Source organism: Synechococcus sp. WH 5701 (genome assembly GCF_000153045.1).
Classification (GTDB): domain Bacteria; phylum Cyanobacteriota; class Cyanobacteriia; order PCC-6307; family Cyanobiaceae; genus Regnicoccus_A; species Regnicoccus_A antarcticus.
In genome coordinates this window covers 1248942-1273383 of sequence record NZ_CH724159.1, presented here as the reverse complement: position 1 = coordinate 1273383, position 24442 = coordinate 1248942, and the positions used below count along the sequence as shown (strand labels likewise).

Genomic DNA, 24442 nt, shown 5'->3' with positions numbered 1-24442 from the left:
GGATCCTATGGAGCGGTTGGGGCTAGGACTCGAGCTCCGGAGCCCCGAACAGGTGGCCGGGCAGGGGGCGGCAGTGGCCGAGACCATCGATCAGGGCCGCCTGCAGGCCCGGCGTGCAGGCGATCAGCCGGCCCTCGGCCAGGGCGGCTGGACTGCCGTCGTAGCGGCTGACCACACCGCCCGCCTGCTCAACCAGCACCACACCCGCGGCCAGATCCCAGGGGGAGAGGCCCCTCTCCCAGTAGCCATCAAGCCGGCCGGCGGCCACGAAGGCCAGATCCACCGCCGCCGCACCGCCGCGACGCACGCCGCGGCTGCGATGGGTGAACCAGCAGAACTCGCTGTAGTTGGTGTCGGGCTGGCTCTGGCGGTCGTAGGCGAAGCCCGTGACCAGGAGCGAAGCGGCCAGGTCGTTGCAGCCACTCACCCGCAGCGGCCGGTCGTTGCACCAGGCCCCCAGGCCCGGGGCCGCCCAGTAGAGCTCCTCGAGGGCCGGCACGCTGATGGCCCCCAGCAACGGTGCACCCTTCCAGGTGAGGCCGATCGAGGTGGCGAAGAAGGGATAGCCGTGGGCGTAGTTGGTGGTGCCATCGAGGGGATCCACGCACCATTCCAGCTGCGAGCCGGTGCTGCGGCGTCCGCTCTCCTCCGCCAGCACCCCCAGCTCCGGCGTGCGGGCTTCGAGCATGGCCAGCACCGCCTGCTCCGCCGCCAGATCGGCCTCGGTGACCAGATCCCCGGAGCGGCCCTTCTCGCGGATCGATTCCAGCTGGCCGAAGTGGTGGGCCAGCACCCGGCCGCCGGCGCCGGCGGCCTCCCGGGCCACTTCAGCCAGCCGTTCAAGCTCGGAGGGCTCCAGGGCTGAATTGAGCAGGGCCTGCTCGGAGAGGCTTGGCACGGGCTGGGGAGTGGTCGATGGGGCGGGCTTCATCATTCCTCCTCCAGGGGCAGGCCTGGCGTCACCCGCCCGCGGCCGAAATAGCGTCCGAACTGAAGCTCATAAACCTCGTCCTCGTCCTGGGTTTCCACCTCCAGGGGGCCTGTGGCCCTGGCCACGCAGAGCAGGCCGTAGCCCTGCCGGCGAAGATCCTGGGAGAGTCCCAGGGCCTCCTGCTGATCGATCTCACCGGAGATGACGCGCACGGCACAGGTGGTGCAACAGCCGTTGCGGCAGCTGAAGGGCAGTGGCTGCCCCTGGGCCTCGAAACTGCGCAGGATGTACTCCCCTTCGGGAACCTCCAGGCGGATCAGCCGTTGTTCCTGCCGCCAGTGCACCGTGATCGGGAAGCGTCGTGTCATCGGATGGAATTGGACCCTCTGGGCTGACTGCTACATTGCCATCTGCCCGATAACAGCCGCTGGAGAGGTGGCCGAGTGGTCGAAGGCGCAGCACTGGAAATGCTGTATAGGGGCAACTCTATCGAGGGTTCGAATCCCTCCCTCTCCGCTTCCAACCACCGAGCCGGCTCCCGCAGCCGGCTTTTTTGTGCCCTGATTCAGCTCTGATTCATCGCGATTGCGCTGAGGCCCGATAAGCATGGATCAGCAGGGTTTGCCTGAATTCATGTCCTCTCTTCCAAGCAGTTCCACTGGCAGGTGTGGCCAGAGGGTGTTCAGCCGAAGCGGCCGGTGACGTAATCCTGGGTGGCCTGCTGCACCGGGGCGTTGAAGATGCGCTCGGTGTCGTTGAACTCCACCAGGTAACCCACCTTGCCGCTGCCGCCTTCCACGGCTTCGGCATTGAAGAAGCCGGTGTAGTCCGACACCCGTACCGCCTGCTGCATGTTGTGGGTGACGATCACGATGGTGAAGCTCTTCTTGAGCTCATGCATCATCTCCTCGATCTTGAGGGTGGAGATCGGATCAAGTGCCGAGCAGGGCTCGTCCATCAGGATCACCTCCGGCTCCACGGCGATGGCTCGGGCGATGCACAGCCGCTGCTGCTGGCCGCCGGAGAGGGCATTGCCACTCTCCTTGAGCTTGTCCTTGGTTTCATCCCAGATCGCCGCCTTGCGCAGGGAGCGCTCCACCAGCTCATCCATGTCGCCCTTGTAGCCATTGATCCGAGCCCCAAAGGCGATGTTCTCGTAGATGCTCTTGGGGAAGGGGTTGGGCTTCTGGAACACCATGCCGATGCGGCGGCGTACCTCCACCGGATCCACCTCTCGGGCATACATGTCCTGACCATCGAACACCACGCGACCACGCAGGCTGCAGCCCTCGATCAGATCGTTCATGCGGTTGAGGGCCCGCAGGACGGTCGATTTGCCGCAGCCGGAGGGGCCGATGAAGGCGGTCACCCGATTGCGGGGGATGTCCATGTAGACATCACGCACGGCTTCGAAGCTGCCGTAGCTGATGGTGACGTTCTCCAGGCTGAGGCAGCTGGGCAGGGTGGAGCTGGTGCTGGGTGGATTCAGGGTGCTGGTCATGGCTGGGTCAGGTGCGGTGGTGGTGAAATCCGAGCTCAGGGGGCTAGCTGGAGGCGAACCGGCGAATCCAGCGGGCCAGGAGATTTGCGCCAAGAATCAGCATCACGAGCACAAACGACGCGGCCCAGGCCAGGGAGTTCTGTGCCTCGTAGGGCATGATGGCGAAGTTGAAGATCAACACCGACATCGACGCGATCGGGTTGAACAGACCCTCAGGCCAGAAGGGTGAGAACAAGGCCGTGAAGATCAGGGGAGCCGTTTCGCCGGCGGCCCGGGCGATGGCCAGGACCACCCCGGTGGCGATCGGAGTGAACGCGCTGGGCAGAGTGATGCGCGTGATCGTCACGAACTTCGAGGCACCGATCCCGATGGCTCCCCAGCTCAGTTCCTGGGGCACCAGTTTGAGGGCTTCATCGGTTGTTTTGATGACCGTGGGCAGCATCAATACAGCCAGGGCGATACCACCGGCAGCGGCGGAATAGGACTGACCGAAGAACAGACGGGTGGCCACGATCGCGCTGTACACGAACACCCCGCAGATGATTGATGGCACTCCGGCCAGGATGTCGTTGCCGACGCGGATGAACTGGGCGAACCAGCCACTGCTGGCGTATTCCGCCAGGTAAACCCCTCCTCCCACACCCACAGGAATGGCAATCAGGGAGGCCACCAGGGTGACCACGAAGGTGCCGATGATGGCGTTGGCGATGCCGCCTCCTTCAAGGCCAGGGGCCGGAGGAAGCTGGGTGAAGAGGTTGACGCTGATCAGCTTGCCCCCCTGGATCAGCACATAGATCAGCACCAGGATGAGAGGGAGCACCGCGATCAGACTGAACAGCCCGGCAATCAAGGTGAAGAGCTTGTCGGTGCGGTTGCGCCTCAGCCCCGGATTGAAGTGCAGCGAGCGGGCTGGACGGGCTGGTGTGGCAAGGGTCATGGCGGGCTGCTCAGTTGTAGCTCAGGCTGAACTTGCGAACGATCCATTGGGCGAGGATGTTCACGGCAAAGGTGAGCAGCATCAGAATGAAAGCTGCATAGAGAAGGGCCGACACCTGGATGCCATCGGCCTCGCCGAACTGGTTGGCAAGCATCGCCGAGATGGTGTTCCCCGGCGCCAGCAGTGACCAGCTGAAGTTCATCGAGTTGCCGATGATCATGGTCACGGCCATCGTTTCACCCATGGCACGGCCCAAAGCCAGCATCACGCCACCGATGATTGAGGAGATGGCCGCCGGCAGGATCACATTGAAGATGGCGATCCAACGGGTGCTGCCCACCCCGTAGGCTCCCTGGCGCAGCTCCTGGGGCACCTGGTTGAGAGCATCCCGGGAAATGGCGGTGATGATCGGCAGGATCATGACCACGAGAATCAGGACCGCTGGTGCCATCCCGGGTCCCTTGGGGGCCGTTGAGAACAGGGGAAACCAGCCCAGGCTCTGGTGCAGGAAACTGAGGAACGGCCTGAGCAGCGGCTCCATCACGAAGATGGCCCAAAGACCCAGGACCACCGAGGGGATTGCTGCCAGCAGTTCCACCATCACGCCGATCAGCTCACGCCAGATGCGCGGAATCAGATTTTCGGTGATGAAGATGGCGGTTCCCACCCCCAGCGGTACGGCAATGAACAGCGCCAGCAGCGATGACACGAGAGTGCCGTAGATCGCTGTGAAGGCGCCGTACTGGCTGTTGACCGGATCCCAGCCTGAGGTGACCAGGAACGAAAGGCCGAAGGTGGCCATCGCCTCCCTGGCCCCGTTGAACACCGTGAGGAAGATGCCGAGCAGCACCACGGCCACCAGGGACGCCAGCACGATCGTGAGCAGCTTGAAGCCGCTATCGATGCTGCGTTCCGCCCAGGGGCGTCTGCGCAAGGTGAACTGATCCTGGCCCGATTCAGATCGGATCACCATGGAGCTACAGAAGAGAAGACGAGTGGCCTGCAGTGGCTGCCCATGGTCAGAACCTAGGTTGCGATCCAGGCCCGCGACCACTAAGAACGCCTTAACACCGGCCGGGATTGAGCGGCTCAGGGCGCAGCCGCCCCGCAGGCTTCCGGCCAGGAAGCCGGTAGTTTGGGGCTTCGCTTTGGGGATGCATGGGCCGGATCGTTGGCATTGACCTGGGCACCACCAATTCGGTGGTGGCGGTGCTGGAGGGCGGTCGGCCCCAGGTGATCGCCAATGCCGAAGGGGGTCGCACCACACCGTCGGTGGTGGGCTTCAGCCGTGATCAGGAGTTGCTGGTGGGGCAGCTCGCCCGTCGCCAGCTGGTGCTCAACCCCCGCAACACCTTCGCCAACCTCAAGCGCTTCGTCGGCCGCAGCTGGGACGAACTCGACGACGGCAGCCTGGCCGTGCCCTACACCGTGCGGGCCAACGACCAGGGCAACGTCCGCATCGTCTGCCCTGTCACCGAGCGGGAGTATGCCCCCGAGGAGCTGCTCGCCAGCATTCTGCGCAAACTCGTCGACGACGCTGCCACCTACCTAGGCGAAGCGGTGGAAGCGGCAGTGATCACCGTTCCCGCTTATTTCAATGATGCCCAGCGCCAGGCCACCCGCGACGCCGGCCGCCTGGCGGGGCTCACGGTGGAGCGGATCCTGAATGAACCCACAGCCGCGGCCCTGGCTTATGGCTTCGACCGCAGTGCGGTCAAGCGTGTGCTGGTGTTCGACCTGGGTGGCGGCACCTTCGATGTGTCGGTGCTGCGCATCGCCAATGGCGTCTTCGATGTGAAGGCCACCAGCGGCGACACCCAGCTGGGCGGCAATGACTGGGACCTGCGGATCGTCGACTGGCTCTCGGAAGCCTTCGAGGCCCGTCATCAGATCGATCTGCGCCGGGACCGCCAGGCTCTGCAGCGGCTGAGCGAGGCGGCCGAAAAGGCCAAGCAGGAGCTCTCCGGCGTCACCACCACTCCGATCTCGCTGCCGTTCATCGCCACGGGCCCCGAAGGACCCCTGCACATCGAGACCAGCCTGGAGCGGCGCACCTTCGAGTCCCTCTGCCCCGATCTGCTCGATCGCCTGATGCGTCCCGTGCAGAGGGCCCTGCGTGATTCCGGTCTCACGGCCGATGACATCGACGACGTGGTGCTGGTGGGCGGCAGCACCCGCATGCCGATGGTTCAGGAGATGGTGCGCACCCTGATTCCGCGCGAACCCTGTCAGTCGGTCAATCCCGATGAGGTGGTGGCCATCGGTGCGGCGGTGCAGGCCGGCATCCTCACCGGCGATCTGCGTGATCTGATGCTCAACGACGTCACTCCCCTCTCGCTCGGCCTGGAGACGATCGGCGGGGTGATGAAGGTGCTGATCCCGCGCAACACCCCCATTCCCGTGCGCCGATCGGATGTGTTCAGCACCTCCGAGGCCAACCAGTCGGCAGTGGAGATCCATGTGCTCCAGGGGGAGCGCCAGATGGCGGTGGATAACAAATCGCTGGGCCGCTTCCGGCTTTCGGGCATTCAGCCCGCCCCCCGGGGTGTGCCCCAGGTGCAGGTGTCGCTCGACATCGACGCCAACGGCCTGCTGCAGGTGTCGGCCACCGACCGCACCACCGGCCGTCAGCAGAGCGTGAGCATTCAAGGGGGCTCCAACCTCAGTGAACAGGAGATTCAGGCACTGCTGGAGGAGGCTCAGCGCAAGTTCGCCGAAGACCGGCGCAAGCGGGTGGCGGTGGATCGGCTCAACCGGGCCCAGACCCTGGTGGCCCAGGCGGAGCGCCGTCTGCGGGATGCCGCCCTCGAGCTCGGTCCCTACGGCGCTGAGAGGCAGCAGCGCTCCGTGGAGATGGCTCTGCGCGAGGTGCAGGTCCTGCTCGACGATTCCGACCCGGCCGAACTCGATCTGGCTGTCAGTCAGTTGCAGGAAGCCCTCTATGGTCTCAATCGCCGTCTGATCAGCGAACGCAAGACGGAGTCGGGCCCCTTGCAGGGCCTCAAAAACACCCTGGGCTCGATCAAGGACGACCTCTTCTCCGACGAAGACGACTGGGACGAGTGGGACCGCTCTCGTCCCGGCCCCTCCGAGCGCTGGGGAGGGGATCCATGGGCTCCCCCGTCCCGCAACGGCGGCTACCGGGAGGAGGGCTACTCCTCCTACGAAAGTCCACGGTTGGAGCGCTCCAGGCCCGAGCCTCCCCGCCGGGAGCCTCCACGCCCCGATCGCTCTGATCGCTATGAACCGGCCGCCGAAGGGCGCCGGCGCCCCAGCCCCAGGGCCGACGATCCCTGGGCTGAGGACTGAAGACGGTGAGCCGCAGCCCCACCGCCACAGTCGGTGATGACCACTGGGCGGTCCTCGGGCTGAGCCCGGGGGCCGATGCCGCGGCCCTCAAGCGCGGCTTTCGTGCCCAGGCGCGCCGATGGCATCCGGATCTCAATGGCAACGATCCGGTGGCCGAGGAGCGTTTCAAGCGGGTCAACGAGGCCTATGCCGTGCTCTCGGATCCACGCCGTCGCCAGGCCTGGGAATCCGGGCGGGATCCCGGATCGCTGAGGGCCGAGCGCGCCGATCCCTTCGCTACGGGTTTCCCCGACTTCGACGACTATCTCGATGCCCTGTTCGGCCGACAGTCTCGTCCGGATGCACCCGTGGAGACAGAGGCCGATCTCGAGCAGGAGCGGCCGGAACCCTCTCGGCCTCGGGAGGAGCCAGGGGTCGAGGTGACCCACGCCCCGCCCCCACCACCGCCGGTTCAGGCCGCCAGCGATCTGGAGACGGTGGTGGATCTCAGCCCCGAGCAGGCCCTCGCCGGCACCCGGCTGGAGCTGGAGCTTCCAGGTGGCCTGGCGGTGGAGCTCTGGACACCTCCCCTGGCCGGAGATGGCTGGCGCCTGCGCCTGGCCGGTGTCGCCCCGGGCGGGGCCGACCATTTCCTGCAGCTGCGGGTGCGCCGCCCTGATGGTCTGCGCATCGACGGCCTGCGGGTTCACTACGACCTGGAGCTGTCGCCAGCCGAAGCGGCCCTGGGCTGCAAGGTGGTGGTCCCCACTCTCGAGGGGCGGGTGCAGCTCACGGTGCCACCCTGCTCCTCCAGTGGTCGGCTGCTGCGCCTGCGGGGTCTTGGCCTCAGCCAGGGAGAGCGGCGCGGCGATCAGCTGGTCGAGCTGCGCATCGTTCTGCCGGAGCAGATCAGCGACGCCGAAGTGGCGCTCTACAGACGGCTGGAGGAGTTGTCCCGCGATGGCTGAAAGGCCCTACAGCGCAGGCGACAATCAATGGGACACTGAGCGGCTGGGATTGGTTCGCTTCATGCCCGTCCATGTGCTGCTGTTCGAAGCAGGCACCGACAACGAAGGCATTCACTCCCTGGAGCTGAATGGCCGCACCGTGGTGCTGCTGTTCGAGGAACGGGACGATGCCGAGCGCTATGCGGGTCTGCTCGAGGCCCAGGATTTCCCCGTCCCGAGCGTGGAGGCGATCGAGCGGGAGGAGATGGAGCTGTTCTGCGGCCAGGCGGGCTATGAGGCCCGTTTCGTGCCTTCCGGCTTCCTGCCCAGCTCTCCGGAAGAGCGCCTGCTGATTGCCCCGCCGGAGCGGAACATGGATCTGACCCACTGGAAGGACGAGCCCAGCCGCTCTGCCGCTCCCCAGGACAGCGGCGAGGAGAGCAGCCCCGAAAATGCCGAGCTCGAAGCCTTCCGCCGCCGCCTGGAGGGCCTGCTGTGATTCCCCCTGAACCGGGCGCCGCCCTGGCTGGATCCGCCGCTCCCGACCGTGGCCATCTGCTCACCGAGCAGGCCAACCCAGCCAGTGCCAGCCTCGATCAGCTCAGCTCCAGCGAACTCGTCGATCTGTTCTGCAGGGAAGACGAGAAGGCGCTGCTGGCCATGGAGGCGGCGGCACCGGCCCTGGCTGAGGCGGTGGAGGCCATCAGCGCTCGCCTGCGCTCAGGCGGCCGGCTGTTCTACCTCGGTGCCGGCACTTCCGGGCGCCTCGGCGTCCTCGATGCGGCCGAGTGTCCTCCCACCTTCTGCACCCCCCCGGAGCTTGTTCAGGGTGTGCTTGCCGGCGGTGCACCGGCTCTGCTGCGCAGTTCCGAAGGCCTTGAGGACCTGCGCGAAGCCGGCCGTGATGATCTGATCGAGCGGGGCTTCACTCCCGCTGACGCCCTGGTGGGCATCGCTGCTGGCGGCACCACCCCCTACGTGCTCGGCGGCCTGGAGCATGCCCGCTCCCTCGGCGCCCTGGCGATCGCCATGGCCTGCGTCCCGCAAGAGCAGGCGCCGATGCCCTGCACCATCGACATCCGGCTGGTCACCGGGGCGGAGCTGCTCACCGGCTCCACGCGCCTCAAGGCGGGCACGGCCACCAAGATGGCCCTGAACATCATCTCCACCGGGGTGATGGTGCGGCTGGGCAAGGTGTACGGCAACCGCATGGTGGATGTGGCCGTCACCAACAGCAAGCTGGAAGACCGTGCCCTGCGCATCCTCAGGGACCTGGCCGGGGTGGAGCGTGAGCGGGGATCCGAGCTGCTCGCCGCCGCGGGCGGTTCAGTCAAGCGGGCCCTGGTGATGGCCGCCGCCGGTCTGAGCGCCGAGCAGGCCGATGCAGCTCTAAGCGCTCACGACGGCCAGGTGAGGCAGGCCCTGGAGCAGCTCGGTGCTCAGCTGGCCTGAGCTGCAGCGGCCGTTTCGAAAGCCCCCCAGTAGGGGGCGGTGAACAGATCGAGTTTGCGGCGGGTGTCAGCCGGCACCTGCTCTTTCGGGGTCATCAGGGCATCCCGCAGGGCACTGTGGGAGTTGCTGAGCGGCCTCTGGGCATCGATCCTCTCAGCCGCCACCGCCACGATCTGCTGGGCCAGGGCCGCGTTGGCGTGCAGGTTCTCGATCACCAGATCCACGGTCACCGAGGCGTGGTCCCCGTGCCAGCAGTCGTAGTCGGTGACCATGGCCAGGGTGGCATAGGCCATCTCGGCTTCCCGGGCCAGGCGGGCCTCGCTGTGGTTGGTCATGCCGATCACCGAGCAGCCCCAGCTGCGGTAGAGGTTCGATTCGGCACGGGTGGAGAAGGCCGGCCCCTCCATGCAGAGGTAGGTGCCGCGGCGGTGCAGCTGGCGGCCCGCCGGCATCAGGCTTTCAGCCACATCGGCCAGCAGCCTGCTGAGGCTCGGGCAGAACGGATCAGCGATGCCCACATGGGCCACGGCGCCGCCGCCGAAGAAGCTCACGGGCCTGGAGTGGGTGCGGTCGATGAACTGATCCGGCACCACCATGTCGAGGGGCCGCAGGGGATCCTGCAGAGATCCCACGGCGGAGCAGGAGAGGATCCAGCGCACGCCCAGCGAGCGCAGGGCCCAGAGGTTGGCCCGGTAGGGCACCTCTGTGGGCAGGTGGTTGTGGTGGCGTCCGTGGCGCGCGAGGAACACCACCTCCAGCCCCCCGATCCTTCCCAGGCGCAGGTTGTCCGATGGTGGTCCGAAGGGCGTGTCCACCGTCAGTTCACGGATGTCCTCAAGCCCTTCGATGGCATAGAGCCCGCTGCCACCGAGGACCCCCAGGCGTGCGCGGCTCAGGTCGAGGCCCTGGCTCGAAGCAGCGACGTTGGGGCTCATGGGCTTGACCGACTGAAGGGGAAAGCCCCGTGCAGGACTGGGGACCGTTCTACCCGAGACTCGATACAGTCCGCTTTTGCTCCGAGCCCCATGACCAAAGCTTTGATGGAGACCGATGCAGGCACGGTGGAACTCGAATTGTTCGACACCGATGCCCCCGGCAGTGTCGCGAACTTCGTCAAGCTGGCCGAATCGGGCTTCTATGACGGCCTGGCGTTTCACCGCGTCATCGATGGCTTCATGGCCCAGGGCGGTTGCCCCAACACCCGCGCCGGCGCCAATGGCATGCCCGGCACCGGCGGCCCCGGCTACAAGATTCCTTGTGAGATCAACAGCCGCAAGCACCAGGCGGGCACCCTCTCGATGGCCCATGCCGGCAAGAACACCGGCGGCAGCCAGTTCTTCCTCTGCCATGACGCCCAGCCCCACCTCGATGGGGTCCACACCGTGTTTGGTCAGGCCAGCAATGTGGATGTGGTGCTGGCGATCCGCAAGGGCACCCGCATCAACAAAGTGACGATCCTGCCCTGAGGTTGCGTGCTCCGGCTGGGTGCTCAGCCCCAGCGCACGAAGGCACCGGGAGTGGTCACCAGCTGGGGGCTGACCTGAGTGAGCTCCTGCAATGGCCGGCGCTCGGGCTCCAGGGTGGAGCTGGGGTGGGCGCTGCGCTGGGCATCGGGACTCAGCAGCAGACTCACGGCCCTGGTGCCGGCCCAGCCGGCCATCAAGGTCAGGGCTGAGAGCAGATCAGCCTCGGCCAGGCGCTGGTCCCCTCCGGCCTGCTGGGCGAGCAACAGCGCAAGCTGCGGTTGCCCCAGCAGGGCCAGCAGGCGGGGATGCTCCTCCCGCAGCAGCTCCAGCCCCCTCTGGCTGGCCCACTGCCGCAGCTGGGGCCAGTGCTCGGCTTCCGCCTGCTCCGGCGCCATGGTCGTGGCGCTCCAGGAGATCACCGCTGTGGGCCCGCCCGCCCCGGTGTGCTCCCGGGCCGGGCCGGAGTGCATCAGATGGCCGAGTTTGGTCTGTTTGGTGAGCAGGTAGGCGGCGTTGTGCTGGCCCGGATCCATCACCAGCGGCACCCGGTCTTCCACCCGCAGCCCGTAGCCGCCGAGGCCGGCGATCTTGCGTGGGTTGTTGGTGATCAGGCGCAGGTGATGAACCCCCAGATCGCTGAGAATCTGGGCACCGACGCCATAGTTGCGCAGGTCGGCGGGAAAGCCGAGGCGCTCATTGGCCTCGACGGTGTCAAGGCCGCCATCCTGAAGGCTGTAGGCCTTGAGCTTGTTGATCAGGCCAATGCCCCGACCCTCCTGGCGCAGATACACCACCACCCCCTCGCCGGCGGCTTCGATCATGCGCAGGGCCGCCTCCAGCTGGGGCCGGCAATCGCAGCGCAGGGAGCCGAAAGCGTCGCCGGTGAGGCATTCCGAGTGCACTCGCACCAGCACCGGTCCGCTGGCCAGCTCGGGGTGCCCTTTGACGATCGCCACATGCTCGCTGTCGTCGAGCTCGTTGCGGTATCCGATCGCCCGGAACTGACCGAAGGCACTCGGCATTTCGGCTTCGGCCTGACGGCGCACGAAGCGCTCCGTTTCCAGCCGGTAGCTGATCAGGTCGGCGATATTGATCAGGCGCAGGCCATGGCGCCGGGCGTAGCTCGCCAGTTGGGGCAGCCGGGCCATCGAGCCATCAGGGTTCTGGATCTCGCAGATCACCCCTGCGGGGTACAGGCCGGAGAGACGGGCGAGATCGACGGCCGCCTCGGTGTGACCCGCCCGCTTGAGCACGCCGCCCTGGCGGGCCCGCAGGGGAAAGATGTGGCCCGGCCGGCGCAGGTCCGCCGGGCGGCTGGCCGGATGGATCGCCACCTGGATCGTGCGGGCGCGGTCGTCGGCGCTGATGCCCGTGCTCACGCCGTTTTCGGGCCCGGCATCGACGCTGACGGTGAAGGCGGTCTGGTTACTGTCCGTGTTGCGGTCGACCATCAGCGGCAGCTCGAGGGCGTCGAGGCGCTCCCCTTCCATCGCCAGGCAGATCAGGCCACGGGCTTCGGTGGCCATGAAGTTGATCTGCTCGGGAGTGGCGAACTGGGCCGCGCAGATCAGATCACCTTCGTTTTCGCGATTTTCATCATCGACGACGACGATCATTTCGCCGTTACGGATGCCGGCGAGGGCATCGCCGATCGAATCGAAACGGATCGGGTCGTGGCCCGGATCAGCGAGTGGGGGGGCGTCAGAGACGCCGGCGAGGGGAGCGGAACGCTCGGAGCGAACAGTCAGAACAGCTGAACCGGGTATCAGGCATTCTCTATCACTTGCTGGCTCAACGTGAGCGGGGGCCCGGTACGATCAGCGCCCCAGATCCTCCGGCATGGTCAGCCCCACAGCAGCCCGGCGCGTCGCGGTGATCGGCGCCAGCGGCTATGGCGGCCTTCAGACCCTGCGCCTGCTCCATCACCACCCCGAATTCGTGGTCAGTTATCTGGGGGGTGAGCGCAGTGCCGGCCACGCCTGGAGCGAGCTGGTTCCCTTCCTGCCCCTGGAGGGCAACCCGGTGGTGCGGGCCCCCGACCCCGAGGCAATCGCCGCTGAGGCCGACTTCGCGGTGCTCAGCCTTCCCAGTGGGCTGGCCTCCCAGCTGGTGCCCGCCCTGCTGGAGAGGGGGGTGAAGGTGGTGGATCTCTCCGCCGACTACCGCTATCGCTCCCTGGCCCAGTGGAAGGAGGTGTACTCCAGCGAGGCCGAACGGTTTGAGCGTCACGATGGCGTTCTCTGCGCCGAGGCGGTCTATGGCCTGGTGGAGTGGGAGGAGAAGCGTGTCAGCGCGGCGCGGCTGGTGGCGGCCCCTGGTTGTTTCCCCACCGCCAGCCTCTTGCCGCTGCTGCCCTTCCTCAAGCAGGGTCTGATCGATCGCAGCGGCATCATCATCGATGCCAAGACCGGCACCTCCGGCGGTGGCCGAGCCGCCAAGGAGAATCTGCTCCTGGCGGAAGCGGGCGAGGCCGTGGCTCCCTACGGCGTGGTGGGGCACCGCCACACCAGCGAGATCGAGCAGACCGCCAGCCAGGTGGCGGGGCAGCCGATCCAGCTGCAGTTCACTCCGCACCTGATGCCGATGGTGCGGGGTCTGCTGGCCACGGTCTACGGGCGGCTGCGGGATCCGGGCCTGACCGCCGAAGACTGCACCACCGTGCTTCAGGCCGCCTACCGCCACAGCCCCTGCGTGGAGGTGCTGCCAGTGGGCACCTACCCCTCCACCAAATGGACCCGCCAGACCAACCGGGCCCTGCTCTCGGTTCAGGTCGACAGTCGCACGGGCCAGCTGATCCTGATGAGCGCCGTCGACAACCTGGTCAAGGGCCAGGCGGGACAGGGGGTGCAGTGCCTCAATCTGATGGCCGGCCTGCCGGCGTCGATGGGTTTGCCGCTGCTCCCGTTCTATCCCTGAGCCGAGCCGCGGCGAGGGCCACGGCCAGGGGCAGCAGGCGGTGTTCCTGCTGGTGAATCCGGGCTGCCAGGGTGTCGCGGTCGTCGCCGGGGAGCACCGGAACAGTGGCCTGGGCCAGGATCGGGCCTCCGTCGAGGTCCTCGGTTACGAGGTGAGCGGTGCAGCCGCTGAGGGTGACTCCTGCAGCGAGGGCCTGGCCCACGGCATCGAGGCCCCGGAAGCTGGGCAGCAACGATGGATGGATGTTGATCAGGCGCGAGGGGAAGGCGCCGATCAGGAGCGGCGTGACGATCCGCATCCAGCCGGCCATCACCACCAGATCCACACCGGTGGCCGCGAAGGTTTCGATCAGGGCGCCATCCAGCTCCTCACGGCTTCGGTGTCGGCGGTGATCCACCAAGGCACAGGGGATCCCCAGCCGACGGGCCCGCTCCTGGGCGCCGCAGCCGGGATTGTTCACCACCAGCTGGAGCACCCGGCCCCGCAGGGGGCCTTCACGGCAGGCCGCCACCAGCGCTTCGAAGTTGGAGCCCTCCCCGGAGGCCATCACCCCAAGCCGCAGCTCGTTGGCTTGCGGGGGCCAGGGCTGTGCCAACGGCCACTGGACACAACCGGGCGGATCGCTAGGGTCTGGCGAAGCGGGCATTGGCGTCTTGTCCCATCTCTCCATCCTGCCAACGGTGATCCGCGATCTGGATCTGCTGGCAGCCTCTCTGGCCGACCTCGGTTGTGACCCGATCCGTGCCGGTGTGCTCGAAGGCTTTGCCGGGGAGCCCACCCCGGTTGATCTCAAGGTTCGCTTCGCCGGGGAGCAGTGGATCGGTTGGTGCCGCCAGGCCGACGGCAGTTTCGCCCTTCTCGGCGATCTGCAGCGACTGAGCCGTTCCCGTCCCCTCCAGACTTTCCTGGGCCGCCTCACCCGGCGCTATGCCGCCCGGCTCGCCCTGCAGGACGCTGCCCTTGAGCTGCCGATGGCCTCGATCGAACTGGTGTCCTGAAGGCCGGGTGGTTGATCTTTTTCTGGACCTGAGCGAGCCCCAACGCCACCTGGTCCATGTCAGCCTCCGCTTCACGCCGGCCACCAAGGTGCTGCGCCTGCGTCTGCCCGCCTGGACACCGGGCTCCTACCTGATCCGCGATTACGTCCGTCACCTGGAAGCCCTGGAGATTCGCCAGGGAACAGAACGCCTGCTGCCGAGCCGTAGTGATCCCGCCGGCTGGCGGCTTGAGCTGCCATCACTGCAGCCGCTGGAGATCCACTACGACGTGTTGGCCTCCGACCTGACCGTGCGCACCTGCCACCTCGATGGCGACCACGGCTTTCTGGCCCTTGCGGCCCTGGCGCTGCAGGTCGAGGGGGAACGCTGGACCCCCCACCGTCTGAGCCTGCGCTTGCCGGCGGGCTGGCAGCCCTTCGTGCCCTTGCCGCTTCAGGCCGATGGGACCTGGCTGGCGGCCGACTTCGATCAGCTGGTGGACACCCCGGTGGAAACGGGACCCCACCGTGAGCACCGGTTCAGCGTGGCCGGAGTGCCCCATCGCTGGGTCTGCTGGGAGGCCACCGCGCCGGACAGCCTGCTCAAGGCCCACCCCACGCTGCTGCAGGACGTGGCGGCGGTGTGTGAGGCCTGTTGCCGGTTGATGGGCGAGTCCGCACCTGCCGCTCCCGAGTACCTGTTCGTGCTGCATCTGCTCGATCAGGGCTACGGAGGTCTGGAACACGACACCTCCACGGTGCTGCAGTTCGGCCGCCAGACCCTGCTCAAGCCCGAGGGCTATCGCCAGCTGCTGCAGCTGGTGGCCCACGAGTATCTCCACCAGTGGAATGTGCGCCGGCTCAGGCCCGCCGCCCTCTGCCCGATCGACTACGACAGGCCCGTGATCGTGCCCGGTCTGTGGTTCGCCGAAGGGGTCACCAGCTATTTCGACCAGCTCCTGCCCCACTTGGCTGGTTTATCGAGCGAAGATGATGTCGTGCACGATTTAGGTACCGATCTCAGCCGTTACCTGCTCATCCCAGGTCGTCTTGGTGGGCAGAGTCTGCGCCAGAGCTCCGAGGAGGCCTGGGTGAAGCTCTACCGGCGTGAGGCCAACAGCGACGACAATCAGATCAGTTACTACCTCAAGGGAGCCATCCTCTCACTGGTCCTTGATCTGGAGTTGCGCCGCTCGGGATCGTGTCTGGCCCAGGTGTTGCGGGATCTCTGGGCCCGTCTGGGCCGCTGGGGCCGGGGCTACCGGGAGCACGACCTGCTGGAGGCCTTCAGAGCCCGCTCGCCTGGTCTGGCCGCTCGCCTGCCGGCCTGGTTGGATGGCTTTGAGGATCCCGATCTGCCCGCCTACCTCCAGGATGTGGGTCTGATGCTGGAGCCCCAGCGGGCCTCGGCGGCCAATCTCGGTCTGAGGTCTTCGCTGCAGGGAGGAGCCCTGGAGGTGGTTCGAGTGGTGCGCGGTGGGCCCGCCCAGGAGGCCGGCCTGGTGCTGGGTGATGAGCTGATTGCCCTGGATGGTCTTCGCCTGCGCAAGCCAGAAGATCTGGCTCCGCTGCTGCAGGAACAGCAGTGCCAGGCGATCACCATCAGCAGGCGTGGGCGTCTGCGCACCCTGGCCATCACCGCAGCGGCGCCGGCGATCGAGAGTTGGCGGCTGCTGGTGGATCCTGCTGCCGGACCCGAGGCGGAGCAGCGCCGCCGCCAGTGGCTGGGAGTGGTGCCATGTTGAACACCCTTCTGCAGCGTCTGCGCGGTAAGCCCCTGGCCATGGGTCTTCTGGGCGGAGCGGTGATCCTGGGCCTTGGCTGCCTGGGCTGGCTGGGCCGTGATCTCACCGCCAGCTCCGAGGCCGCCAGCCGCCCTTCGCTGCTGCAACTGCTCGAGCAGGTCACCCAGCCGCAACCCTCACGAGACTCTCCGCCCCGGCGGCCCTCGCCCCTGCCGCCACCACGGCCGGCCTGGGTCAGCCCCCTGGCCCGTCAGTGTGTCGACCTCGACCCGCGGCTGCGCCAGCGGCTGGAGGGGGAGCTCGCGGCGTTGCCCGAGCGTCGACGGCGCTTGCCGATCGACCCCAGCAATTACGGGGTGCGCTTCGAGCGCGATGCCTTCGGCCATCCGACCGATCCCACTCCCCAGGTGGTGGTCCTGCATGAAACTGTGTATGGGATCGGCTCAGCCCTGCGCACCTTCCAGACCCCCCATCCCAGGGATGACGATCAGGTGAGCTATCACACCCTGATCGGCCTTGATGGTCAGGTGATCGACGTGCTCGATCCCGGCCAACGGGCTTTCGGGGCCGGCAATTCCGCCTTCAACGGCCGATGGGTGGTCACCAACCCCCGGGTGGGTGGCTCGATCAACAACTTCGCCCTGCACATCAGCCTGGAAACCCCCCTGGATGGGGAAGACAACGACACCGCCCACAGCGGCTACAGCAGCAAGCAGTACGACGCCCTGGCCCTGGTGCTCACCGACTGGATGCGCCGCTTCCCCATCCCCGCCTCTCACATCACCACCCACCGTCAGGTGGATCTGGGCGGAGAACGCGCAGACCCCCGCAGCTTCAACTGGGGGGCGCTCCAGAGCAGGCTGGGTGCCCTCGGTCAGCTCTGCTGAAGACCTCGCTTCAGATCAGCGGTGAGAGCTGGGGCTTGCGCTCGGAATAAATCAGAGCATGCAGTTCAGGATCCTGCATGTAGCTCAGGATGCGGGCGGGGTAATCGAGCTTGCCGTTGTGGAGATAGGCGAGGGTGGCGAGCGCCTTGGCATCGCGGGGGCTGCGGCTGGCCTCCAGTTGGCGGTCGCTGGGCAGTCCCAGTTCGCGGCTCAGACGGGCGAACTTGCCCACCAGCAGGGTCACGTTGCGGCTCGGATCGAGCAGCTCGAGCCGGGCGGTCTGGATCTGTTCGGCCGTTGGCTCGGCGGGGAGCAGGCCCTGATGGATCAGTTCGCCGATGCCGAGCTGGGCGGGTCCATGGGTGCTGAACAGGCCCGACTGGGCCGCCAGCGGCAGGTCCTCACCGGGTTTGGCGTGCTGAATCTCATCGAAAAGGACGGCCGCCACCAGCATCGGGTTGATCCGGTGCCGTCGGCTCTCCTGAAGGATCGTGGGCCGCAGCTCCTCGAGCCGTTCCACGGTGCGGGCCCTCAGCGGGGTGAGTTGATCGAGGCCATGGGTGAACAGTTGGGCGAGAGGGGCCTGGGGTCCGTGCACCCCGAAGCGGCGTTGCAGCTCCTTCAGTTCTTCCGGGGTGAAATCAATGGGATCGGGACGCTGCCCTTCACTGGTGAAGGATTCCGGGTCACTGCTGTCGGTGCTGAGGCTGGCCGTCAGGCCTGGCTCGGTGAGCAGTGAGGAGCTGGAGAGGTGGCGCTGAGGAGAGCCTGAGGCAAGGCTCAGCAGCGAAAGGGCGGCAGCCAGGGAAACAGCCCAGTGTTTCGGCCTGCCCCAGGGGGGGAACGAGACCGTCGCAGGGCGTGTCGTCAAGAAATTCCGCAGGTCAAAATATTTCTTGAACATTAACGGCTCAATCTGGACATCCCTGCTCCTGGGGTCGTTTGTGTTTCCGTCCATACCAATCACCCTGATCTGGCCGGCTTCGGTGTGGCATGGCACCCCTGCGCTTCCTTGGGGGCCCTTCCACGGATAAGTTCAGCCTCGGCAGCCGATTCGTGAAACCCGCCCGCATGACGACGCTTCCGGATTACAGCTTCCATGAGCCCCAGGTGCAGTGGCAGCGCTTCTGCGACCTGCTCTGGCATCACGACGACCTGGGCATCTGGGTCGATGTCAGCCGGATGGAGCTCAACCAGGCCCACTTGGAAGCCTTGGAACCTGCCTTCGATCGCGCCTTTACGGCGATGCAGGCCCTGGAGGCCGGCGCGATCGCCAATCCCGATGAGGGTCGTCAGGTGGGCCATTACTGGCTGCGCACCCCCGATCTCGCGCCTGATCCGGAGGCGGCGGCCCACATCAAGGCGGAGGTGGAGCGGATCGATGCCTTCGGCCAGCAGGTGATCGGGGGGGCCTGCCCGGCGCCGTCGGGCACGCCCTTCACCGATGTGCTCTGGATCGGCATTGGCGGATCGGGTCTCGGTCCATTGCTGATCCTTCGCGCTCTCAAAGAGGAGGGGCTGGGGCTGCCGTTCCACTTCTTCGACAACGTCGATCCCCAGGGGATGAGCCGCACCCTCTCGGCCCTCGGAGAGCGGCTGCTCACCACCCTGGTTGTGGTGGTGAGCAAGTCGGGTGGCACGCCCGAGCCTCGCCTCGGCATGGAGCAGGCCCGTGCCCGCCTGGAGGCTCTCGGCGGCTCGTGGGCCCAGCAGGCTGTTGCCGTCACCATGGTGGGCTCCCAGCTGGATCAGCGGGCCGAGGCTGAGGGCTGGCTGGCCCGCTTCGACATGTTCGATTGGGTGGGGGGGCGAACCAGCATCACCAGCGCCGTGGGCCTGCTTCCTGCGGCCCTGATCGGTGCCGATCTCCACGGCTTCCTTGAAGGGGCGGCGCGCATGGATGCGGCCACCCGGGCGGCCAACCTGCGCGAGAACCCCGCGGCCCTGATGGCCGCCGCCTGGCATGTGGCCGGCGGCGGAGCCGGAGGGCGCGACATGGTGGTGCTGCCCTACCGCGACCGGCTGGAGGTGTTCAGCCGTTACCTGCAGCAGCTGGTGATGGAGTCGCTGGGCAAGCGGCTCGATCGCGATGGCCGCGAGGTGCATCAGGGGATTGCCGTGTACGGCAACAAGGGCTCCACCGATCAGCACGCCTATGTGCAGCAGCTGCGTGATGGGGTCGATAACTTCTTCGTCACCTTCATCGAAGCCCTCGATGATCCGGCTGATGTGGCCCCCGTTGACGGGGACTACCCCGGCGACTTCCTCGATGGATTTCTGCAGGGCACCCGCTCCGCCCTCACCGAGGGTGGACGCCAGAGCCTTTCGATCAGCCTTCGTCGCTTCGACGCCCGCAGCCTCGGGGCGCTGGTGGCCCTGTTCGAGCGGGCCGTGGGGCTCTACGGCGAGCTGGTGAACGTGAATGCCTACGACCAGCCCGGGGTGGAGGCGGGCAAGAAGGCCGCCGCCACGATCCTGGACCTCCAGGGCCGGGTGGAGGCCTTGCTCGCCGATGGACAAGCCCGCTCGGTGGCGGCGATCGGGGAGGAGCTGCAGCTCCCCAGCCCCGAGGCAGCCTTCTGGATCCTGCGCCACCTCTGCGGCAATGACCGCGGCTTCAGCGCCGAGGGCGACTGGGGCGATCCGGCCGGCCTGGTGTTCCGGAAGGTGTGAGCCCCTTCAGCTGGCCCGGCCACCGTTGCTAGGTTCCGCTCCTTTGCGGCCATGATCCGTTCCCGCGCTGCGGTGGCCTGGGCCGCAGGCCAGCCCCTTGAGATCACCGAGATCGAGGTGGCCCCCCCGGCGGCCGGTGAAGTGCTCTTGCGGGTGGTGGCCAGCGGGGTGTGCCACACCGATGCCTTCACCCTCTCAGGACAGGACCCGGAGGGACTCTTCCCCGCCGTGCTCGGCCATGAGGGGGGGGCGATCGTGGAGGAGGTGGGGGCCGATGTGACCTCCGTGGCGGTGGGGGATCACGTGATTCCTCTCTACACGCCGGAATGCCGTGCCTGCAGCTTCTGCCTCTCCGGCAAGACCAACCTCTGCCAGGCGATCCGTGGCACCCAGGGCCGGGGCCTGATGCCCGACGGCACCAGCCGCTTCTCCAGCGCCGGCCGCCTGATCCACCACTACATGGGCACCTCCACCTTTTCGGAGTACACCGTGGTGCCCGAGATCGCCGTGGCCAGGATCAGCAAGGAGGCGCCGCTGGAGAAGGTCTGTCTGCTGGGCTGCGGAGTCACCACCGGCATCGGCGCTGTGCTCAACACCGCCAAAGTGGAACCCGGCAGCACGGTGGCCGTCTTCGGGTTGGGCGGTATCGGCCTGGCGGTGATCATCGGTGCCGTGATGGCCGGCGCCAGCCGCATCATCGGCATCGACACCAACCCGGAGAAATTCGCCATCGCCCGCCAGCTCGGCGCCAGCGATTGCCTCGACCCCGGTGCCTTTGACGCTCCGATCCAGGAGGTGGTGATCGATCTCACCGATGGTGGCGTGGATTATTCCTTCGAGTGCATCGGCAACGTACAGGTGATGCGGGCAGCCCTGGAGTGCTGCCACAAAGGCTGGGGTGAATCCACGATCATCGGCGTGGCCGGTGCCGGCCAGGAGATCGCCACCCGCCCCTTCCAGCTCGTGACGGGCCGGGTGTGGCGTGGTTCGGCCTTTGGTGGAGTGCGCGGTCGCACGGAACTGCCGGGCTACGTGGAGCGCTTCCAGAGCGGTGAGATCCCGCTCGACACGTTCATCACCCACACCATGCCCCTGGAGGAGATCAACAGGGCCTTTGAGCTGATGCATGCAGGCCAGAGCATCCGCTCGGTGATCCACTTCAACCGCTGATGAACGCTCTCCCCGTGCTCAGCCAGCTCAGCGAAAACCGCAGCTTCGATGGACTGCATCGCCGCTACCGGCACCACTCCGCCGTGCTCAGCTGTGAGATGAACCTGGCGGTGTACCTCCCTCCCCAGGCCCTCGCCGGAGCCGCTGTGCCGGCGTTGTACTGGCTTTCAGGGCTCACCTGCACCGACGAGAACTTCATGCAGAAGGCCGGGGCCCAGCGGCTGGCCGCCAGCCTCGGCCTTGCCTTGATTACACCCGATACCAGCCCCCGAGGCCCCGAGGTGCCGGGCGATCCGGAGGGGGCCTGGGATTTCGGCCACGGGGCCGGCTTCTACCTCAATGCCAGCGAAGCCCCCTGGGCGCGTCATTACCGCATGCACGACTACGTGGTGGAGGAGTTGCCGGCGCTGCTGGAGAAGGAGCTGCCCATCGACGGCCGCCGCGGCATCAGTGGTCATTCGATGGGGGGTCACGGCGCCCTGGTCTGCGCCCTGCGCCATCCCGGTTTCTATCGTTCCGTCTCGGCTTTCGCGCCGATCAGCCACCCCAGCCGCTGCCCATGGGGGGAGAAGGCCTTCAGCCGCTATCTCGGCCCCGATCGCTCCTGCTGGAGTGCCTGGGATGCCTGCGAGCTGATCGCTTCAGCGCCGGAGCGGCTGCCGCTGCTGATCGACCAGGGAGTCGACGACCCCTTCCTGGAGAGCCAGCTGCGGCCGGATGATCTGGAGGAGGCTGCCCGAGCCGCCAGCCACCCGCTGGAGCTGAGGCGCCAGCCGGGCTATGACCACAGCTACTTCTTCATCGCCAGCTTCATCGATGACCACCTGCGCCACCACGCCGCGGCCCTGCTGAACCAGGGTTAGGGCACCAGGTTCACGAGTTTGCCGGGCACCACGATCACGCGGCGAGGGGCCTGGCCTTCGAGCCACTTGAGGGCGATGTCGCTCTCGAGGGCCAGCCGCTCGAGGGTGGCGGCATCGGCATCGGCGGGCACCTCAAGCTGGCCCCGCACCTTGCCCTTCACCTGGATCACCAGGGGCACGGTGTCCTGGATCAGGGCGGTGGGATCGGCCATGGGCCAGCGCTGGCGGTGCACGCTGCCGTCTCCACCGAGCCGCTGCCAGAGCTCCTCGGCGAGGTGGGGAGCGAAGGGGGCCAGCAGGATCACCAGGGCGCTCAGGGCCTCGCTGGCCACGGGCTCGCCCGCCGCCTCCAGCTGGGCCGCCATGACGTTGCTGAGCTTCATCAGCTCAGAGACGGCGGTGTTGAACTGGTAGTGGCCGGGGGCGAGGTCGTCGTCGATGGCGGCGATGGCGCCGTGGACGGCCCGGCGCAGCTCCTGCTCAGCCTGGGTGCTGGCCTCGGCGGGTGCGCCCGGGGGGGTCGGCAGGCGTAGACCGCGGGCCACCGCCCCGTCCACCAGCCGCCACAGCCGCTGCAGGAAGCGGAACTGCCCCTCCACATCGGCGTCGTCCCACTCCAGGTCCTTCTCCGGCGGTGCCTTGAAGAGGATGAACATGCGGGCGGTGTCAGCCCCGTAGCGGTCGATCACCACGGCTGGATCGACGCCGTTGTACTTCGACTTGGACATCTTCTCGTAGAAGGTGTCGAGCCGCTCGCCATCAATCGGATCGCGGGGATCGGCGGGATCGGCCACATCGGCCGGGGCCACGTACTTGCCGGTCTGAGGGTTCTTGTAGGTGATGGCCTGCACCATTCCCTGGGTGAGCAGGCGCTGGAAGGGTTCATCGAAGCTGAGCAGGCCGCGGTCGCGAAGCACCTTCGTGAAGAAGCGGGAATAGAGCAGGTGCAGGATGGCGTGCTCGATACCGCCCACGTACTGGTCCACAGGTAACCAGCGGTCCGCCGCACTCCGCTCGAAGGGCAGCTGGGTGTTGTGGGGATCGCTGTAGCGCAGGTAGTACCACGACGAGCAGATGAACGTATCCATCGTGTCGGTCTCCCGCCGGGCGGCCTCGCCGCAGCAGGGACAGGGCACGTTCACCCAGCTCTCCAGCTGGCTCAGGGGTGAGCCGCCCTTGCCGCTGAAGGCCAGATCCCTGGGCAGTTCCACGGGCAGCTGCTCCGCCGGCACCGGCACCACACCGCAACGCTCGCAGTGGATCATCGGGATGGGGCAGCCCCAGTAGCGCTGGCGGGAGATCAGCCAGTCGCGCAGGCGATAGCTCACCTTGCCCTCACCCCAGCCTTTCGCCTCGGCCAGGGCCACGATTCCGGCGCGGGCTTCGGCGGCCTCGAGGCCATCGAAGGGCCCGGAGTGCACCAGCCGTCCACCTGACGTCCAGGCTCCGCCGTCGTAGGCCTCCTCGCGGGCACCCTCGGGCACGATCACCCGCTTCACGGGCAGCTCGTACTGGCGGGCGAAGACGAAATCGCGCTGGTCATGGGCCGGTACCCCCATCACGGCGCCGGTGCCGTACTCGGCCAGGACGTAATCGGCGATCCAGATGGGGATGGTCTCGCCGTTGAAGGGGTTGCGCGCGCTCGAGCCCAGGGGCACCCCGCGCTTGGGCTGGTCCTCGGCAGTGCGTTCCTGTTCGCTCTGGGCGCTCACCAGATCACAAAAGGCTTCCACCGCCAAGCGCTGCTCAGGGGCGGTGAGGCTGGCCACCAGGGGATGCTCCGGGGCCAGCACCAGGTAGCTCACCCCATAAATCGTGTCGGGACGGGTGGTGAAGACCGTGATCGATTTCTCGTTGCCGGCCTCGTTGCCGTTGGCTGCTGTCGGCGCCATGATCGGGAAGTGCAGCTGGGCACCCGCCGAGCGTCCGATCCAGTTGGATTGCATCGTGCGCACCCGCTCCGGCCAGCCATCGAGCTGATCGAGGTCGTCGAGCAGGGCTTCGGCGTAGTCGGTGATGCGCAGGAACCACTGGCGCAGCTGCCGCTTCTCCACCCTCGCGCCGGAGCGCCAGGATCGGCCCTCGCCATCCACCTGCTCATTGGCCAGCACGGTCTGATCGATCGGATCCCAGTTGACCGTGGCCTCTTTGCGGTAGGCCAGGCCCGCCTCGTGGAACTGGAGGAACAGCCACTGGGTCCAGCGGTAATAGTCGGCGTGGCAGGTGGCCACTTCCCGGTCCCAGTCGATCGAGAGGCCGAGGCGCTGCAGCTGGGCCCGCATCTGGGCGATGTTGGCATCGGTCCAGTCGCCGGGATCCACGCCCCGCTCGATCGCGGCATTCTCCGCCGGAAGACCGAAGGCGTCCCAGCCCATCGGGTGCAGCACCTGGCGGCCGCGCAGCCGCTGCACCCGGGCGATCACATCGGTGATCACGTAGTTGCGCACATGGCCCATGTGCAGGTTCCCTGAGGGATAGGGGAACATCGAGAGGGCATAAAAGGTGTCGCCGCCGTCTCCGGGTTCGGGTGTCCGGTGGAGCCCCTGCTCCAGCCAGTGCCGCTGCCAGCCGGCTTCGATCGCGTCGGGGCGGTAGCGGCTGCTGTCCGGGCTGATGCCAGTGCTGGATCGGGTGTCGGACTCGGCCATGTTCCGGTGTCGGCCGGTTCGCATCAGCCGTTGAGTGCGTGG

At 67.1% G+C, this 24442-nt stretch carries 22 protein-coding genes and 1 tRNA gene; 13 read left to right on the top strand and 10 right to left on the bottom strand.

The genetic code is table 11. The annotated features are described in order from the left end of the window. Positions 1-22: 22 nt before the first annotated feature. Both WH5701_RS07350 and WH5701_RS07345 read right to left on the bottom strand, forming a co-directional pair. Complete coding sequence (locus WH5701_RS07350) at positions 23-898, bottom strand: inositol monophosphatase family protein (protein WP_006171509.1); 876 nt, start codon at positions 896-898, stop codon at positions 23-25. A 32-nt stretch (positions 899-930) separates the two neighbouring features. Then, complete coding sequence (locus WH5701_RS07345; protein WP_006171508.1) at positions 931-1299, bottom strand: 2Fe-2S iron-sulfur cluster-binding protein; 369 nt, start codon at positions 1297-1299, stop codon at positions 931-933. Between the two features lie 61 nt (positions 1300-1360). Here WH5701_RS07345 and WH5701_RS07340 point away from each other — a divergent pair. Next, positions 1361-1447, top strand: a tRNA-Ser gene (locus WH5701_RS07340). A gap of 166 nt (positions 1448-1613) precedes the next feature. Here the strand turns inward: WH5701_RS07340 and pstB are convergent. From pstB to pstC, 3 genes are read right to left on the bottom strand one after another with little or no spacing between them, the layout of a single operon-like run. Further along, positions 1614-2432, bottom strand: a complete 819-nt coding sequence (gene pstB / locus WH5701_RS07335) for a phosphate ABC transporter ATP-binding protein PstB (protein WP_006171507.1) — start codon at positions 2430-2432, stop codon at positions 1614-1616. Between the two features lie 43 nt (positions 2433-2475). Beyond that, complete coding sequence (gene pstA, locus WH5701_RS07330) at positions 2476-3369, bottom strand: phosphate ABC transporter permease PstA (RefSeq protein WP_006171506.1); 894 nt, start codon at positions 3367-3369, stop codon at positions 2476-2478. A gap of 10 nt (positions 3370-3379) precedes the next feature. Then, the gene (gene pstC / locus WH5701_RS07325; protein ID WP_006171505.1) at positions 3380-4342 is read right to left on the bottom strand and encodes a phosphate ABC transporter permease subunit PstC; all 963 of its coding nucleotides are present in this window, start codon (positions 4340-4342) and stop codon (positions 3380-3382) included. A gap of 185 nt (positions 4343-4527) precedes the next feature. On the opposite strand from pstC, the gene dnaK reads away from it, so the two are divergent. From dnaK to murQ, 4 genes are all read left to right on the top strand, one after another. Continuing rightward, positions 4528-6678, top strand: a complete 2151-nt coding sequence (dnaK, locus tag WH5701_RS07320; protein WP_006171504.1) for a molecular chaperone DnaK — start codon at positions 4528-4530, stop codon at positions 6676-6678. A 5-nt stretch (positions 6679-6683) separates the two neighbouring features. Next, the gene (locus tag WH5701_RS07315) at positions 6684-7625 is read left to right on the top strand and encodes a DnaJ C-terminal domain-containing protein (RefSeq protein ID WP_006171503.1); all 942 of its coding nucleotides are present in this window, start codon (positions 6684-6686) and stop codon (positions 7623-7625) included. A 61-nt stretch (positions 7626-7686) separates the two neighbouring features. Further along, on the top strand, positions 7687-8103 hold the full coding sequence (locus tag WH5701_RS07310) for a DUF3110 domain-containing protein (RefSeq protein WP_006171502.1): 417 nt from the start codon (positions 7687-7689) through the stop codon (positions 8101-8103). Beyond that, positions 8100-9056 (top strand): N-acetylmuramic acid 6-phosphate etherase, encoded by a 957-nt coding sequence (gene murQ, locus WH5701_RS07305; RefSeq protein WP_006171501.1) that lies wholly within the window; start codon positions 8100-8102, stop codon positions 9054-9056. The genes WH5701_RS07310 and murQ overlap by 4 nt, the downstream gene beginning before the upstream one ends. Here murQ and mtnP read toward each other — a convergent pair. Then, complete coding sequence (mtnP, locus tag WH5701_RS07300; RefSeq protein ID WP_006171500.1) at positions 9044-9991, bottom strand: S-methyl-5'-thioadenosine phosphorylase; 948 nt, start codon at positions 9989-9991, stop codon at positions 9044-9046. The two genes, murQ and mtnP, sit on opposite strands and share 13 nt — an antisense overlap. Positions 9992-10081: 90 nt before the next feature. Between mtnP and WH5701_RS07295 the strand changes: the two genes are divergently transcribed. Next, the gene (locus WH5701_RS07295; RefSeq protein WP_037979766.1) at positions 10082-10522 is read left to right on the top strand and encodes a peptidylprolyl isomerase; all 441 of its coding nucleotides are present in this window, start codon (positions 10082-10084) and stop codon (positions 10520-10522) included. Positions 10523-10545: 23 nt separating this feature from the next. On the opposite strand, the gene ribBA is transcribed toward WH5701_RS07295, so the two are convergent. Continuing rightward, positions 10546-12138 carry a bifunctional 3,4-dihydroxy-2-butanone-4-phosphate synthase/GTP cyclohydrolase II gene (gene ribBA, locus WH5701_RS07290; RefSeq protein ID WP_006171498.1) on the bottom strand — a complete coding sequence of 531 codons (1593 nt, stop codon included), beginning with the start codon at positions 12136-12138 and terminating at the stop codon, positions 10546-10548. Between the two features lie 223 nt (positions 12139-12361). Here ribBA and argC point away from each other — a divergent pair, with 223 nt between their 5' ends. Beyond that, positions 12362-13438 (top strand): N-acetyl-gamma-glutamyl-phosphate reductase, encoded by a 1077-nt coding sequence (gene argC / locus WH5701_RS07285; protein ID WP_006171497.1) that lies wholly within the window; start codon positions 12362-12364, stop codon positions 13436-13438. Here the strand turns inward: argC and purN are convergent. Then, positions 13377-14084, bottom strand: coding sequence for a phosphoribosylglycinamide formyltransferase (purN, locus tag WH5701_RS07280; protein ID WP_071934226.1), 708 nt, complete (start codon positions 14082-14084; stop codon positions 13377-13379). The genes argC and purN overlap by 62 nt on opposite strands. 7 nt (positions 14085-14091) lie before the next feature. On the opposite strand from purN, the gene WH5701_RS07275 reads away from it, so the two are divergent. From WH5701_RS07275 to WH5701_RS07265, 3 genes are read left to right on the top strand one after another with little or no spacing between them, the layout of a single operon-like run. After that, entirely contained in the window at positions 14092-14436 is a 345-nt protein-coding gene (locus tag WH5701_RS07275) for a DUF1257 domain-containing protein (protein ID WP_037979764.1), read from the top strand. A gap of 7 nt (positions 14437-14443) precedes the next feature. Continuing rightward, entirely contained in the window at positions 14444-16159 is a 1716-nt protein-coding gene (locus tag WH5701_RS07270) for a M61 family metallopeptidase (RefSeq protein WP_006171493.1), read from the top strand. Then, on the top strand, positions 16153-17046 hold the full coding sequence (locus WH5701_RS07265) for a peptidoglycan recognition family protein (protein ID WP_006171492.1): 894 nt from the start codon (positions 16153-16155) through the stop codon (positions 17044-17046). The genes WH5701_RS07270 and WH5701_RS07265 overlap by 7 nt, the downstream gene beginning before the upstream one ends. Before the next feature lie 10 nt (positions 17047-17056). Here the strand turns inward: WH5701_RS07265 and WH5701_RS07260 are convergent, their stop codons facing one another. Continuing rightward, positions 17057-17950 (bottom strand): hypothetical protein, encoded by an 894-nt coding sequence (locus WH5701_RS07260; RefSeq protein ID WP_006171491.1) that lies wholly within the window; start codon positions 17948-17950, stop codon positions 17057-17059. Between the two features lie 167 nt (positions 17951-18117). Here WH5701_RS07260 and WH5701_RS07255 point away from each other — a divergent pair, with 167 nt between their 5' ends. The 3 genes from WH5701_RS07255 to fghA are packed head-to-tail and all read left to right on the top strand — an operon-like array spanning position 18118 to position 21752. Beyond that, positions 18118-19719 (top strand): glucose-6-phosphate isomerase, encoded by a 1602-nt coding sequence (locus tag WH5701_RS07255; RefSeq protein ID WP_037980669.1) that lies wholly within the window; start codon positions 18118-18120, stop codon positions 19717-19719. Positions 19720-19770: 51 nt separating this feature from the next. Continuing rightward, a complete protein-coding gene (locus WH5701_RS07250; protein ID WP_006171489.1) occupies positions 19771-20889 on the top strand; it encodes an S-(hydroxymethyl)glutathione dehydrogenase/class III alcohol dehydrogenase in 1119 nt (372 codons plus the stop codon). After that, the gene (gene fghA, locus WH5701_RS07245) at positions 20889-21752 is read left to right on the top strand and encodes an S-formylglutathione hydrolase (RefSeq protein WP_006171488.1); all 864 of its coding nucleotides are present in this window, start codon (positions 20889-20891) and stop codon (positions 21750-21752) included. Before WH5701_RS07250 ends, fghA begins: the two co-directional genes overlap by 1 nt. On the opposite strand, the gene leuS is transcribed toward fghA, so the two are convergent. Further along, positions 21749-24400 (bottom strand): leucine--tRNA ligase, encoded by a 2652-nt coding sequence (leuS, locus tag WH5701_RS07240; RefSeq protein WP_006171487.1) that lies wholly within the window; start codon positions 24398-24400, stop codon positions 21749-21751. The two genes, fghA and leuS, sit on opposite strands and share 4 nt — an antisense overlap. Positions 24401-24442: the final 42 nt, after the last annotated feature.